The sequence below is a fragment of the Phyllobacterium lublinensis genome (assembly GCF_020164435.1).
GTDB classification, from domain to species: Bacteria; Pseudomonadota; Alphaproteobacteria; order Rhizobiales; family Rhizobiaceae; genus Phyllobacterium; species Phyllobacterium lublinensis.
Map to the genome: position 1 here is coordinate 12,686 of NZ_JAIUDQ010000023.1, position 14,163 is coordinate 26,848.

A 14,163-nucleotide genomic window follows, 5' to 3' on the forward strand; every position below is an offset into this window, starting at 1 on the left:
TAACGTCTCGGGACATCGCTAATCTATTGGATATTTCCCCCTTTCACCCGCCATGTGCCAACAGTTGGTCGGCGATTGTAGTGACGAAATTATTGAGCCAACGCGAACACGAGTAGACGATGATGATGAGTATGAAATTACAGAACGGATACTTGATCAACAGTATGACGGATTGTACGGCGACGAACCACTTCAGCTTCGCAACAGCTATGGGAGGGCGGTGGCTCTCATGAGGATGATGTTCAATGCACCATCCGATCCGCAAAAGTGGCGCGAGGACATGCAACCAGGTGTGTTTGCCCAAGTTCGGGACAACGCAACAACAGCTCAGAGATTGTCGGTTGCCTTAGCTGCACATCTAGCAACACGGACGTCCGCTCTCAATGCTTGCCCGTTAAAAGCGGCCGGTCAGTAGACGGCCCCAAACCACTCAGTGTAACCAGCAAAATTCATGCCTGGGTAAGAGTATGATACAGATCGAACTCTAACAACAGGGTCGTTGATTCTAATCCCTTCAAGCGTATAGTTTACATTGCTAGACGCAGGTAACTGATTACTGCATCCGCGATCATTTTCTTGTGTCGTTCATACGTGGCAGATTCCGAAAGATTGCGTCGGAAGATCGTACTGAAGGTATGGGCGTTGGAGACCCGGAAGAAGCAGAAGGCGCTGATCAGCATGTGCAGATCGATTGCGTCGATCTCGCGCTGAAAACTTCCGTCTGCCTTGCCTCGTTCCAGAATGTCGGTCAGCGTTCGAATGATCGAGACGTTTAGGTCCGCAATCTCGGTGGAGCGACGCATATGTACGGCCAGCAGAATGTTCTCGCCGCTCACCAGCCTCACGAATTCCGGATGATTTTCGTCGTGGTCGAAGGTGTTGGAGATTAGCGTCCGGAGCGCCGCGACTGGTTGCATTCCGGCAAGTTTAAGATCAGCCTCGCGTGAGCGGATCTTGCGGTAAGCCTTCTCGAGTACAGCGAGATAGAGGTCTTCCTTGCTGGTAAAATAGTAGTAGATCATGCGCTTGGATGTGCGTGTTCGCTCCGCGATCGCGTCGACGCGGGCGCCTGCTAACCCATGAGCGGCGAATTCCTCCGTCGCGACAGCCAGAATGTTCTCTCTCGTTCTTTCGGGGTCATTTTTGCGCGATACCTGTTCGTGCTTTTCCAACCTCTCATCTCCGTTGAAGCCGTCAGTCAAACCTACCGGTGCGCAGGACGTGATCGATGCCGTGCTCCACGTGCTGGCGCAGCATGGACCTTGCGCCTTCCACGTCGCGGGCCATGGCAAGGTCGAAGAGTTGGCGATGATCGTCCGCAACCGGTTTCCCGCGGAAGCTCCGCGCAAGCAGGTGGTAGCGTAGAAATCGATCGAACGTCGTTGCCAGCGTTTCCATCAGCACCGCAGAGCCGCAAGCCGATGCGAGCGCCTGATGGAACTCCCAGTCGTAGCGCACCCACTCCGGCGTTCGGTCGGTGTCGCCGGTTAGCAAACGCTGCTCCACCGCGGCAAGCTTGTGTCTGGCCGCCACAACGCGCGCTTCCCATTCAAGGTCGCCCGCGGCGAGAGACAGGGCAAGAGCATGGCTCTCGAGCAGAAGGCGCATGTCACCGAGATCCCGCAGCTCCTTCGCGGAAACCGGTGCGACATGGAAGCCGCGTTGGCCTTCAGCAATCACGAGGTTTTCGGAGGCAAGCCGCGATAAGGTTTCTCTGAGTGTGGAAATGCTCACCGAGTATCGATCACGCAGATCGTCGAGTTTCAGCTTCTGGCGCGGAGATAATGTGCCCGCGATGATATCGTTCCGGATTTGCCGAAACGCCATCTCGCTCGCAGTTTCCGATGTAATATTTTGGACGATCATGTTTTCTCCCTCGATTCAGATATATCCTATGAAATGAAAAATCTATGATAAAAATTATTTGACATGAGATATCGAACGTCCGAAACTTCGGCGATGGCTGACTGTGTGTCCGCGCCTTTTTAACTAACTGGTCCGTGCATGAATGAGGTGCTCTTCCGAGGAGAGAAGAGTGAAAGTGGGAAAGACGCCGGCCACTCGACGGTCGGCCAACGGGAGGAAGATCAATGGCATTTGAAATCAACCGGCGCCGCTTTTTTGGCGTCTCTGCGGCGGCGACGGCGGTTTTTGCTCTGCCCGCAATGGCACAGGACAAACCTGTGCTGAAATTTTCGGCGGTGTTCTCCGAGCAGGACATCCGCGCCCAGATGATGAAATCGTTCAAAGATGCCATCAAGGATAGCTTCACGCTGGAGCCATTCTATGGCGGAACGCTTTTCAAGCAGGGTACGGAACTGGTGGCTCTTCAGCGCGGCAACCTGCAGATGGGCAATATCGCCCCGCAGGATATCTCAAACCAGATCCCCGAATGGTCGGTGCTGACCTCAGCCTATCTGTTCCGCGATGCCGCCCATCTCAAAGCGTTCTTCGACAGCGACACCGGCGCCGAGTTCAAGAAGATGGCGGAAGATCAGCTCGGCGTACACATTCTGGGGCCGACCTATTTCGGCGCGCGACAAGTCGGCCTCAAGCCGGAAAAGAAAATCACGACGCCTGCCGACATGGCCGGCGTGAAGCTTCGCATGCCGGGTGGTGACGCTTGGCAGTTCTTGGGGGCCGCGCTCGGCGCGAACCCGACTCCAATGGCTTATGCCGAAGTCTATACCGGTCTGCAGACCGGCGCGATCGACGGACAGGACAATCCGCTTCCGAACGTCAAGAACATGAAGTTCTATGAAGTGATGTCGCAGATCGTGCTGACCTCGCATCTGATCGGTTACGATCTGCTGACTATATCCGGCAAGGTGTGGGCCGACATGTCTCCGGAAAAGCAGGCGGCGTTCCAGGCGGCGGCGGATACGGCGATGGCCTGGAGCCAGGAGCAGCACCTGGCGCAGGAAAAGGCTCTGGTCGACGAGTTCAAGGCAGCCGGCCTTAACATTTATGAACCGGACATCGCCGCATTCCGAAAGCATGCACAGGAGAAGTATCTCTCCTCCGATCTAGCAAAATCGTGGCCTGAAGGCATCCTCGAGAAGGTTGCAGCCCTGTAGTCGCTATCAGCGACAAAAGATGTCGGCCGGAGTCCGAGCCGGCCGATACGGTGAGGTGAGGAGGATTCCGTGTCCAAGAGATTGCTTGTCTTTGGCCGGTGGCTGCGCCGGCGGGCTGAGAACATTCTTGCGCTCATGCTGTTGGGCATGTTCGTCGTGTTTCTATTGCAGATCCTGTTCCGCTATGTCCTCAATCTCTCCATCGGCTGGACACACGAAGTCAGCGTTGCTCTCTGGATATGGATCGTGCTCTTCGGGTCTGCTTTTGTGATCGGAGAGAGCGAGGAAATTCGGTTCGATTTTTTCTGGGCCGGCTCGTCCGCCGGTGCCCGCCGCATCATGACGCTGATTTTTGCCGTGGCCCTTGTTGTCGCCTTCAGCGTCTCGCTACCGGCGGTCATCGACTATGTCACGTTCATGAAGGTTGAGAAGACAGCTTATCTCAAAATCCGCTTCGACTATCTCTATTCTATCTACGTCGTCTTTGCGGTGGCAATGATCGTGCGCTACATCTGGCTTGCATGGGAGGCAGCTTTCGGCAATGCGCCGGACGCTTTCGATCCTACGAGAGCGAGCTCCGGCGTATGAACTTCACCAGTCCTTTTTCGATTGCCATCGTCCTGATCACGGCTCTCGCCTTTCTGGGGCTGCCTATAGGTCTGTCGATGATCGTTGGTTCAATCCTGTACCTGTTTCTTGTCGGAGCCGATATGGGAACGGTCGCCGAGCAATTTCTCAACGGCATGTATTCCAACTATATCATCCTTGCGGTGCCGCTGTTTGTGCTAGCTGCGGAGCTCATGAACATCGGCTCCATGACCGAGCGGCTTCTCAATTTCTGCAATGCTCTCGTCGGTCGGTTCCGCGGCGGTCTTGCGCAGGTGAACGTGGTCCAGAGCATCGTGTTTGCCGGCATGTCCGGCTCTGCGATCGCGGATGCCGCGGGTAGCGGGCGCATGATGCAGAACATGATGACGCGAGATGGGCGCTATACGCCAAGCTATGCCGCCGCGTTGACGGCGGTGACTTCCGTCATCGGTCCGATTATTCCTCCATCCATTCCGATGGTGATCTATGCGCTCGTTTCGGATGCATCGATCGGCTATCTCTTTATCGGCGGGATGATCCCGGGACTATTGATGGCACTTCTGCAGATGTTGCAGGTTGCGATCACCGCGCGGCGAAAGAACTTTCCTGTGGAAGACGCCGTACCGCTTCGCGAGATACCAAAGATCACCTGGCAAGCGCTTCCAGCGCTCATGATGCCTGTCGTTCTGCTCGGCTGCATCTATTCAGGCATCACGACGCCGACTGAGGCCGCAGCTCTTGCGGCAGCCTATGCGCTGGCCATTTCCGTCATAATCTATCGCAGTATTTCCTTCGCGGCCTTCTACGACGCATTGAAGACCAGCGCGAAGACGACATCATCGATCGGCATGCTGATCGCCGGCTCGCTGGTCTTCAACTACGTTGTCACGATCGAGAACATCCCGGATTCCTTGCGCGTGCTGCTGACGGGCTGGGACCTGTCGCCGTTTGGCTTTCTGATCCTCGTCAACGTCCTCCTGCTCCTGCTTGGCTGCGTGCTGGAAGGGACGGCGATCCTGCTGATTATTGTTCCCGTGTTCATCCCGACCGCACAAGCGCTCGGTATCGATATGGTGCATTTCGGGGTCATGGTGGTGGTTAACATCATGCTGGGGCTGGTGACACCACCCTACGGACTGCTGCTCTTCATCATGACCAACATTTCTGGTGCGCCGGTGCGCGACATCATTCGCGATGCGTTGCCCTTTCTCGGGTGGATGGTGCTCTGTCTGGCGCTCATCACCTTCTTCCCCGACCTCGTACTCTGGTTGCCGCGCCTCATGGGCTACCAAGGATAACCGGTGAAACAATCATGACACGCCCCAAACCCCTCTTCATTCTAAACGGGCCGAACCTCAATCGGCTTGGAAAACGCGAGCCGGAAATCTACGGCCACACCACACTCGGCGAAATCGAGACGCTGTGCCGGCAGGCCGCTGGAAAGCGGCCGGTGGAGTTTCGCCAGACGAACAGCGAGGAACGGCTTATCGAATGGGTGCACGAAGCGATTGATGAGGACGCTGCAGGCGTTATCATCAATCCTGCCGCTTTCACATTCACATCGCTTGCCTTGCTGGATGCGTTAAAGATGTTTCCTGGCCCGATCATCGAATTTCACATCAGCAATATCCATCGGCGCGAACCGATCTATCACCGCTCCTATGTCTCGATGCGTGCTACTGCGGTAATGGCGGGTCTGGGGGCTACAGGCTATCCCACGGCGGTTCATGCCATTGAAGCGCTCATTGACCAAAACAAGATCTGATGCTCCTTGCAAGGTCCTGCGCCACTCCGGACACAATCCGTGCTGTCTACATATGACCCACCGAACAGAGCCGTACTATCGATGCGCAGGGGAAAATCATTGCCGGCATTGTCGACGCTGACACGACCCTAGTTGCACCGGCGTCTTTTGACTCCGTAATCGCGACAAAACAGGACCATCGACGACAGCTACACCAGGCTCTGTAGCTTGCGAGCAGGTTCGAAAAGCTGAGGCCAATGTGTTCATGCCCACATGATCGACAAAGTCATGACCATCATGAATGGGTACCAAGACTTCTTGCTCTCCTGAAGTGGCCAGAGCGTTCAATCTCCTAAGTGTTCTTTCCGCAAGACAGCTCCGGTAGCCCTTTAGGTACGTCATACTCCCCGGCTGATACCGGCCCCTTTGTCATAGACGCATTCAACCGCGCAGCTACCACTGTCAAAATCGTGGGTGGGCATGGCCAGGTATTGGTAGTGCCTCAGCTTCAAGCGCGCACCCCTCTATTTGGCGTGTCCGCTTTACCCGCATGCCCACAGAAAGCAGCTATTCTGCTTCCGGCCCCAAATCGGACACTCCAATGCAGGCCGGCTACAGGCATCGAAGTTCTAACGACCGAGTCCCAGTGTACGGAACCCGAGTGATTACCCCATTCCTCGCGCTCCGATATCCCCGCCTTATTTGATTGCACTTGTTAAAGAGCGCGTGATGATAACAGGAACAGACTTGTATCCGGGCGTGCCAGAGGATTTGTCGATCGCGCCTGCGAAATCGCGCTCGCCAATCCCTATTGGAACCCGCGTCCAATCGAAGATGGTCTCGCTGGCGGTCGGTTCGAACAACTTCCCCACCTGTGTCTACGAGAACAGCCCAGACCTCGTCGACTGGCTGGCCTCGGAGATGGTCGCGTACAGCGTGAAGCCCGAAATCGAGGCCTTTGACCTTAGCCACATCTTCCAGGCCGCAAGCATGGTGCAGGACGGGCGCCTCAAGGGCCCTCTCCACGTTCAGTTCGTGATGGGAGTGAAGAACGCCATGCCCGTCGACCGCGAGGCGTTCGAATTCATGGTCAAGACCACCAGGCGGTTAATGCCAGACGCCACTTGGTGCGCCGCCGGCATCGGTCGACACCAGGCGGCGCTCAATAACTGGTGCGCCGAATTGGGCGGGCATTGCCGAACGGGTCTAGAGGACAACGTTCGCATCGGGAAGGATGAGTTGGCACCCTCGAACGCCGCGCTGGTCAGGCAATGCGTCGAAATCATCGAAAAATATGGCCGCCGCGCGGCGACGGCCACGGAGGCGCGGGCGTTGCTAAGCCTGCCACCGGCCGGCTGAGAGCTGAGCTGATCGAAAACGTGTCTTGCTGCGCAAGTCGGTGACCGTGCGGCATCGTCGACCTTGACTTAATGGGAATATGTTCTCATTTTGTTCCCATCATGACAAGAACGATGAAAACTTTAGGTTTAGGTGAGGCGGCGCGGCATGGGATGCTGGTGCAGGTGACATGCCGCAAATGTGAGAAGACGGGATTCTTCGTCGCAAGTGATCTCGCCACCGTCAACGGCCACGGTCGTACCTTTAGGAGCCTGAAGTTCCGCTGCCGGGAGTGTGATGTGGTCGACTGCGAAGCCATGCCATTCGAGGACGATCGTGACCGGGTTCATAAGAAGCGGACTGTCTGGCGGCCGGTGCAGATGTAGCCATAGTGATGTCTCTCAATACCCTCGGCGCATTGATCGACACTGATCATATGCTGCGCGCCTGCTGCAACAATCCAAAGTGCCGCCATTATGCCAAGCTTGATTTGGTGGGCGGCCTAACCTGGTTCTGACATGTGCCGTCGAGCGCAAAAATCCACTTGCTGCGGGCAACATCCTCCGCCCATCTTCAATTGCTCCTATGCCTTTACAGCGTGAACGAGGTTGGCAGCGATACCGGTTTGATTTCTTGATGAGACAAGGCAGACTTGACAAAATCCAATTAGAAATTTATTCTAATAAATGATGATAAATTGTCTTGTATAGAGGGGTTTTTGTGAATCCTTGAAATGCTATACTAATAAGCATTGAATCCTTGGAGAATGCCAAATTCCTCCAATTGAATCCTTGAGCCGAAGGACTCGTTTACATTTGACCAAAACTGATACTGCGGAACGACTTGCTTCCATTCTCACACCTGCGGAAGTTTTTCGGCGTGAACTCACCGTTCGCCGCAAGGCAAGAGGGATTTCACCTATTGCTTGGGTAGAGGGGCACCGGCCGTACTACCTTGGCTCGCTACTTCGTTGGTTTGGAAAGGAGTTGGTAGTCCAAATGGCGTCTGCGCTCGAAGACGAGCTTTACGGTATGGCAAAAGATTCGGCGGAGAAATTATTTTATGGGTGGCATCGATTCATGTTTATCGGTGGTTATGAGGCGACCTTGGGAAAGCCTGAAGCTCTTTTCTTCGGCGAACTCGCAAAGGGCTTCGACCATACTTCCTCGCGGGAACTTGAAGAGGCCCTCCATTCTTACTACAGGAGATTATCCGATCCCGACGATTTCAACATCACGCTGAGCAAGAACGACAGAACGCGCGAAAATCTGTGGCAGTCAGCGAGAAGTGGATGTGATCGACTGTCGGAGTGTTCGTTGTTCCCGCACTTCAACGCCAGTTATCCTGGTTTTGCAAATTATCAAAGGACACGAACACCCGTCTTAGCTGATCTCTCCCGGAACGCGGGGCGGTTCAAGGACATGCCTAGCGCGGTGGAAAATGAACTGGCAATCGTCAGGGAGAACACCGAGCTTCTCGCTTTGCTGCGCAAATTTCTTGAAGAAATACTAGTCACCGAGCTCAAACTATTCCGGGAAGGCCAAGCCTTCGCGCGCGATGACAGTCTTCCATCACCCCTTGAAGTCGAAGACGCCATAATGGGTCACGAACCATTGTGTCCGATTCGTTTTGGAGAGGTAGGCAGCTCGAGGCGGCTCGCCACGGCGGTCAAGCTCCTGTGGTCTGTTGACTATCAAGGCTTTGTGCCACTTTGGCATGAGTCAGCAATTGCTTCGTTTTTGAAGAGTGCGGGGTCGAAGAAACACTCAAGATTCCGATCATATCTCGGTGCGACCAAGCGAGCGCTGACTGCCGCATATTACATAATCATAATCGACACCGGATGGAATGGGCAGCCGTGCGATGACTTGGCTGCAGACCCATTCACCGGGGAAGCCACAAGGGGACGACGACGACTTCGAAGCATCGCTTCAGTGAAAATCAGGGCTGATTCAAAGGAAATCGATACGCCCCTCCGAGATGACTTGGAACCGCTGGCTGAAGATCAAGGCTACGTTATCTTTAACCTAGCTACACGAAGGGACGACGGCCAATTGTCGGGTGTCCAGGTGATCGAGGCCTGGCAGGAAATGACCAAGCCACTCCGAGACCGCGCAAAGGAGCAAGGCTACGACGAGGCGGCTGAACGACTGTGGATTTGGCGGCCAGAGTCCGGTGGCAAAGCACGAACAGGTATTGAGGATATGGGTAGGTGTTGGTGGCCTTGCATGCGTGACGAACTAAAGGGTATAGACCGTCTCAGCCAGCTGCCGATAACCCGCCGTGTTTTGAGAAAGACAGTAGCAAACATCGAAGCGGCAAGCGGAAGTTTCAACCCGCAAATATCGTTGGCCCTTATGGATCATGGGTCCACTGATCAATCAAAGATGTATCTCACGGACGAGACGCTTGACGCGCTTTTTGAACGTAAGATGCGGTTCTTCTTAGACCTTTGGGAGTCGATGGCAGTTTCGAATCTCGAAGATGCTGCCAGAAAGCTGGGCATCCCAGAAAAGGACCTGCAACGTCGACGCCAACTCGGATTGAACAGCGGTTTGGCGTTCGCACTTGCGCGACCTCCCGAACCTGACCTGCCCATGTCAGACACAACAAAGCTCTCCGATGACGCAACGGTTTTTACCCCCGATCACGAGTCGATGGAAGATTTGCACCTTGCGCGCGTATCCCTGCGTAGGATGAAGGATGAGATTGGAGGTCCCAATCCCCGCCGTTGGGTGAGGTCCTGGCTAGCGTGGCACGCAATCGTTGAGGCAGTTGCAAACCTCCTTGATGCGAGTAGGCATCGTGCGGCCTTTCGCCTGGCAGTTGCTTCCGCCGAAGCAAAGCTCGCCAATTACACCAAAACAGTGCCGGCGATTTGGTAGGAACACATGCGCCCAAAAAACCTTGAGGGTATTCACAAGTCCGTTATAGGAAATTTACCTAAACGGTGGTGGCAAGTTGCGAGTGAACCATTGGATAACGTTTGGTATGTTCACACCCCGCGCGAGGGTGAGCGGGCAACGCCAGCCAAAGTATCCTTTGACGTTCCTATAAGAGCTTGGCCAAATACCGCGCGCTTGACCTCGCCGGAATTCGAACATGACTTGGTGACGGCTAAGTTGATGGTGTGGTTGGCCCTTGAGCCAGCGCCGGTGGGTTGGATCAAAACCGCCTCTACGGTTCCCGGATACCATCGCACGGGCCTCAATTTTATTCGATGGAAGTATCATATCGGGGTAGAGCACAACCGGGACCTCAGGGCAGCTCACCACAGAGATTTTGTAGCGCGATATCGGCGTAATGGTTTAGAGGGCATGCTTGACCTCAAGTCAAAGGCGGAAGCCTTGGTGGCTGCGAATCGAGCGAACGAAATTCAGCTACCCCTCAGCGATCGCGGATATTTTTTTCACGTTGGAATTGAGGAGTTACTCGGTGTTTCCCTCAACCAAACATCACCCGAGGCAATCGAAATTCTTCTCAACTATGCAAACGAGAAAGGTTTCAGATTTCAGAAAGAGCCACGTAAACGACTAGGTCCGCAGTCGCGTAACACCCGCAATGTGACAGCTCACAAGGAACTCTCGACTTGGCAAACGCTCGCCAATTTCAACGATTATATGCAACACGACCCTATTGGTTACAATCCTTATAGTGAACGCGGTGAACTGGAAGCAAGCTTGAAGGGATGGGCTTGCGATGTAACGCCCACGCCCGATGCTCCACCATACCAAACATCCTGGTTGATAAATGCTGGCCTCCGTTTTTTGTTCGACGACGTGGTAGACATTATCTTGGACTTTGCGCCAGTTGGTGCTCAAGATAAGTCCCCCCTGTCGAACTATAAGCAATATCGACTGATTAGATCACGATTGAAAAAACTGGGCTTCAAATCGATCGCCAATTATTATCGGCGATCCAGATGGGCGGCTACGCCACACGGGCAGCTGACTGTTCGAGAACTAATATTCAACATGCTCGCGATTGCATGCGTCGTTGAGATTTCTGCATTTGGCGCTAGGCGGCAACAGGAGTTGAGTGCTTTACGACCTGGCTGTGTGACGCGCGATTTATTTGGCGATCTATGGCTTCATTGCTTTATTGCTAAAAACAAGCGTCATCTCACCAAAATTCCCGCCAATAAGGTCGTGGAACGGGCTGTTCATGTCTTGGAGAAATTGGCGACGTTGGCTTCGAGATACGGAGAATCGGAGTGGCTACTCGACTACTTCGATCCTTATGGACCCGTAGACTTCAAGTTCAATGAAGCCCTACGACTCTTCGCGGATTGGGTGAACGTGCCGCTGATGCCCGACGGATCAACTTGGCTTTTCACATCTCATCAGTTTCGCAAGTTTTTTGCCGTCTCATATCAGTGGAGATACTACTATGGGGACTTCAGGGCACTGAACCATCACCTTCGCCAGTCGATCAATGTGACCGCAGCATATACACGACTGCGGGCCGCGGCGACGCTGCGAGAGTACGACACCAAAAGAGCGAGCCTAGAGAAAAAAAGTAAGCGATGGATTGAAAGAGATCGAGGCGATGCCCTACGGGAGGAAGAAACCTCCTTCATTAGCGCCGTCATTCTTTCTGTTCTAGACGGCACCGAGAAATTGGGTGGTGCAAAGGGTCGGGCGATGATGGTTGAGCTTGAGATCGCGTTTTCGGAACAGATATCTATTTCGAAAACAAGCGGCCCGAGCGCGTTAAATGAGGGCGTCCGGAACCTCGCAAAGTCGTTTCACATGGTTCCGCATCCCGAAGGGCATGGATATTGCGGCTGCGGCTTCTCTTTGCGGGACAGGGAGACGGCAGGCTGCCTTATCGAGAAGGCCGAGCTTACGGGAACGAATGCTTCTCATGAACCCGGTCCGGATTATGAATTTGCGCCCGATTCAGTGTGCGCCACGTGCGTTCATAATATTCGACTTCGACGTCTGCTGCCCTATTGGGAATCCGCGTTCGCGGCAGCTGGGGATGCTGCTCGGTCGCCCAATCCCGATGTCGCCGAAGTGGGCAAAACCCGAAGCAACTTCATCAAGGAAGTCGTCTTCAAGGAATTGAAGTATGATTGAAAACGAACCTGCCGTGAAAAAAGCGCTGTCGGCGTCTGAGCGAAGCGCAATAGTTAAGGCGTGGTTCGAGCGAAAGCTGACAGCACTTGAAGAGTTCGAGGCCGAGCACAAAAAGCGCCGCCCGATCCGCGCCTGGTACCCTCTAACCCTCCAAGAATTCCGGAGCTGGGAGAAACAAGGAGAGTTCGGATCATGGACCAGTCAAAGCATCGACGCTCCAGGCGGCCGTCATCCCCAACTAGCATGTAGACTGGCAAAACTGCTTGCATCCCTCAATTCCGATGCCCTCCAATTTGAGAACAAGCAACTTCGGGACGCTAATGTCGCGCTGATTCAGCAAAACGTCGAACTTGAATCATCAGTTCGCCAGCTCGTGGAAGCGTTAAGACTGTTGGACCAATCCGAGTCCACCAATAACGTTATCAATCTGCTATATAAGGGTTAAGCAGTGGCAGTCGCTCCGAAAGTCCATTTCATCTCGGCAACCATTGATCGTGCAGAGGTGATCAAGTATCCGGTCGCAACCGATAGGCGCGGAATAGTAATACTTCCGATTGCTGCGTATATTGCTTATCGTAAAAGCGAGGGAAGGTCTGATAGTTCCTTGGAAAGCGAATCGCGATGCCTCCTCGACTACTGTGAGTACTGTGCGTTAATCGGGATTGACTTTCGATATCCAACAGAGGAAATCCTTAAGCAATATTTTGATGGAGGAGCTAAAGCCCATGCCAGCATGGTGGTCCCGCGCAGACGCGACGCAATTGTGTATAAAGATACGATCACGCGTAAGCGCGATATAATTTACAAATTCTATCACGTGCTGCAGAACAGGCTCAACCTGATCTCAAATGTAATCGCTCCGCTCAACGCCAGTTCGCTCGGAACCTATAGAATCCGTTCCAAGAAAGTAGGTATCGGCATCGGCGTTGCGCGCTTCGCTGGCGACAACCACAATACGCGAACGGCTCTCCGAAGTGCAAAAGAACGAAGGAGGCGTAGCAAGGCGACACCATCGCCCGAACAAGCAAAGAAAATCATCGGGGCACTCCTTGACCGGAGCAACGCGAACAGAGCGAGCACATATTACCTTGCAGCAAGCTTGGAAACATTCTGTGGAGCGCGAGCATGTGGCGTCGAGGACTTGACAATCGAGTCCCTCTTTACTGCCATGATGGAAGAGACTCAGTTATTTCAAACCCTTTCTCCAATGGCCAACGACCCAACATCACTCGCTGCAAAAGCGTTGGCCGATCAAAACTGCCGTCGTACTATCGTCGATGCGCTTAGAGCCTTCAAAAAATCCGGTCGGCGTTATATCTTTGCCATGGTCATCGAGAAGGCAAAAGTTCGACCGCTTCCAATCTCCATTCGGTTGGCAGGAGAGATACTCGACTACATTTGGTCTGACCGAAACGATTTCATTGAGAGGCGCAAAGCAACGTGCCTGAGGGACTGCAAACCGGACTACGCGCCGCCGGACAATATTTTTCTTTCATTTAAATCAGGGAAAGCTTTGCAGGCAGGCTCGATAGGCAAAGCTATCAACAAAATTTTCCGAATTCACGGTATTAAAGGCAGTTCTCATCGCCTGAGAGCGACGTTCGCTGAAGAAGTAGTAAGAGATCTATACAACAAGGACCGTGCGAATAACGGGGGGCGGGTAGATTTTGTATCGCTCATACATCTCGCTTGCGAGATGTTGGGACATTCTAATGAAAAATCTATACGGAAATACATAAACAACATCGTTAAGCAGGAGCGACTATTTTCCGGCCATGTAATTACAGTTCAGAATGAAAATGACGCAGAAGCGCTCAGCCTCTTAGCGTTGCGGTTGGACGGGGACGAGGGTGCGGAAATGCGATCGGCCTTGTATCGATTTTTGAAGAGTCATGGTATCGCTCTTACCAGTGCGAAGGGCTCTTACGTCGCTTAATGCAGTAGTTGAGGATAGCTCCACGGGTGTATTCGTGCGATGAATGCCTAAGTCGCTGATACCTTAACATTTTTAGCCGAATACAGAATCTCAATTCCGCCTTCGGAGCCCTTCCTTGGGCAGGTCGGCTGGCGCAAGGTTTACGGTCACTTTCTTGACGGGCATTGACAGCCCGGAGGCATGCAACGCCGCCTGAACCCGCTCGCGGCTCTCCGCGACGGCCTTGTCCGGAAGTCCAACGATATGCATGCCCATTTTGCCCGGGGCAATCATTACCTGTACATCGACGGGCTGCGCTTCTATTCCCTGAAAGGCGACCGTGCGGACGCGGGTAACCATGAAAACTTTCCTGAAAATACGGACATTGAAAATGAATATGTGCCAATGACGCTACATCAG

Annotated in this window: 12 protein-coding genes and 1 pseudogene; 10 read left to right on the forward strand and 3 right to left on the reverse strand. The window is 53.7% G+C overall.

What is annotated here, in order from left to right:
• Positions 1-527: 527 nt before the first annotated feature.
• Positions 528-1,172: a TetR/AcrR family transcriptional regulator gene (locus tag K9U38_RS20945; protein ID WP_224496300.1), complete on the reverse strand. Its 645-nt coding sequence runs from the start codon at positions 1,170-1,172 to the stop codon at positions 528-530.
• A 22-nt stretch (positions 1,173-1,194) separates the two neighbouring features.
• On the reverse strand, positions 1,195-1,866 hold the full coding sequence (locus tag K9U38_RS20950; protein ID WP_224496301.1) for a GntR family transcriptional regulator: 672 nt from the start codon (positions 1,864-1,866) through the stop codon (positions 1,195-1,197).
• Between the two features lie 224 nt (positions 1,867-2,090).
• Between K9U38_RS20950 and dctP the strand changes: the two genes are divergently transcribed.
• The 10 genes from dctP (at position 2,091) to K9U38_RS21000 (ending at position 13,764) form a co-directional block, all read left to right on the forward strand.
• Positions 2,091-3,077, forward strand: coding sequence for a TRAP transporter substrate-binding protein DctP (dctP, locus tag K9U38_RS20955; RefSeq protein WP_224496302.1), 987 nt, complete (start codon positions 2,091-2,093; stop codon positions 3,075-3,077).
• A gap of 69 nt (positions 3,078-3,146) precedes the next feature.
• Entirely contained in the window at positions 3,147-3,665 is a 519-nt protein-coding gene (locus K9U38_RS20960) for a TRAP transporter small permease (RefSeq protein WP_224496303.1), read from the forward strand.
• Positions 3,662-4,963, forward strand: a complete 1,302-nt coding sequence (locus tag K9U38_RS20965) for a TRAP transporter large permease (RefSeq protein ID WP_224496304.1) — start codon at positions 3,662-3,664, stop codon at positions 4,961-4,963. Before K9U38_RS20960 ends, K9U38_RS20965 begins: the two co-directional genes overlap by 4 nt.
• A 14-nt stretch (positions 4,964-4,977) precedes the next feature.
• Positions 4,978-5,430 (forward strand): type II 3-dehydroquinate dehydratase, encoded by a 453-nt coding sequence (locus K9U38_RS20970; RefSeq protein ID WP_224496305.1) that lies wholly within the window; start codon positions 4,978-4,980, stop codon positions 5,428-5,430.
• Between the two features lie 726 nt (positions 5,431-6,156).
• Positions 6,157-6,768, forward strand: a complete 612-nt coding sequence (locus tag K9U38_RS20975; protein WP_224496306.1) for a beta-keto acid cleavage family enzyme — start codon at positions 6,157-6,159, stop codon at positions 6,766-6,768.
• Positions 6,769-6,881: 113 nt separating this feature from the next.
• A complete protein-coding gene (locus tag K9U38_RS20980; RefSeq protein ID WP_224496307.1) occupies positions 6,882-7,133 on the forward strand; it encodes a hypothetical protein in 252 nt (83 codons plus the stop codon).
• Between the two features lie 429 nt (positions 7,134-7,562).
• Entirely contained in the window at positions 7,563-9,632 is a 2,070-nt protein-coding gene (locus K9U38_RS20985) for a hypothetical protein (RefSeq protein ID WP_224496308.1), read from the forward strand.
• 90 nt (positions 9,633-9,722) lie between these two features.
• Positions 9,723-11,828, forward strand: coding sequence for a hypothetical protein (locus tag K9U38_RS20990; protein WP_224496309.1), 2,106 nt, complete (start codon positions 9,723-9,725; stop codon positions 11,826-11,828).
• On the forward strand, positions 11,821-12,273 hold the full coding sequence (locus K9U38_RS20995) for a hypothetical protein (protein ID WP_224496310.1): 453 nt from the start codon (positions 11,821-11,823) through the stop codon (positions 12,271-12,273). The genes K9U38_RS20990 and K9U38_RS20995 overlap by 8 nt, the downstream gene beginning before the upstream one ends.
• A gap of 3 nt (positions 12,274-12,276) precedes the next feature.
• A complete protein-coding gene (locus K9U38_RS21000) occupies positions 12,277-13,764 on the forward strand; it encodes a site-specific integrase (protein WP_224496311.1) in 1,488 nt (495 codons plus the stop codon).
• 108 nt (positions 13,765-13,872) lie between these two features.
• On the opposite strand, the pseudogene K9U38_RS21005 reads toward K9U38_RS21000, so the two are convergent.
• Positions 13,873-14,103: pseudogene (locus tag K9U38_RS21005) on the reverse strand (magnesium chelatase domain-containing protein); the annotation flags it as partial.
• Between the last annotated feature and the right edge of the window lie 60 nt (positions 14,104-14,163).

Coding starts and splice junctions, on each gene's coding strand:
- K9U38_RS20950 (WP_224496301.1), bottom strand. CDS start 1,866: ATGATCGTCCAAAATATTACATCGGAAACTGCGAGCGAGATGGCGTTT.
- dctP (WP_224496302.1), top strand. CDS start 2,091: ATGGCATTTGAAATCAACCGGCGCCGCTTTTTTGGCGTCTCTGCGGCG.
- K9U38_RS20965 (WP_224496304.1), top strand. CDS start 3,662: ATGAACTTCACCAGTCCTTTTTCGATTGCCATCGTCCTGATCACGGCT.
- K9U38_RS20970 (WP_224496305.1), top strand. CDS start 4,978: ATGACACGCCCCAAACCCCTCTTCATTCTAAACGGGCCGAACCTCAAT.
- K9U38_RS20980 (WP_224496307.1), top strand. CDS start 6,882: ATGAAAACTTTAGGTTTAGGTGAGGCGGCGCGGCATGGGATGCTGGTG.
- K9U38_RS20995 (WP_224496310.1), top strand. CDS start 11,821: ATGATTGAAAACGAACCTGCCGTGAAAAAAGCGCTGTCGGCGTCTGAG.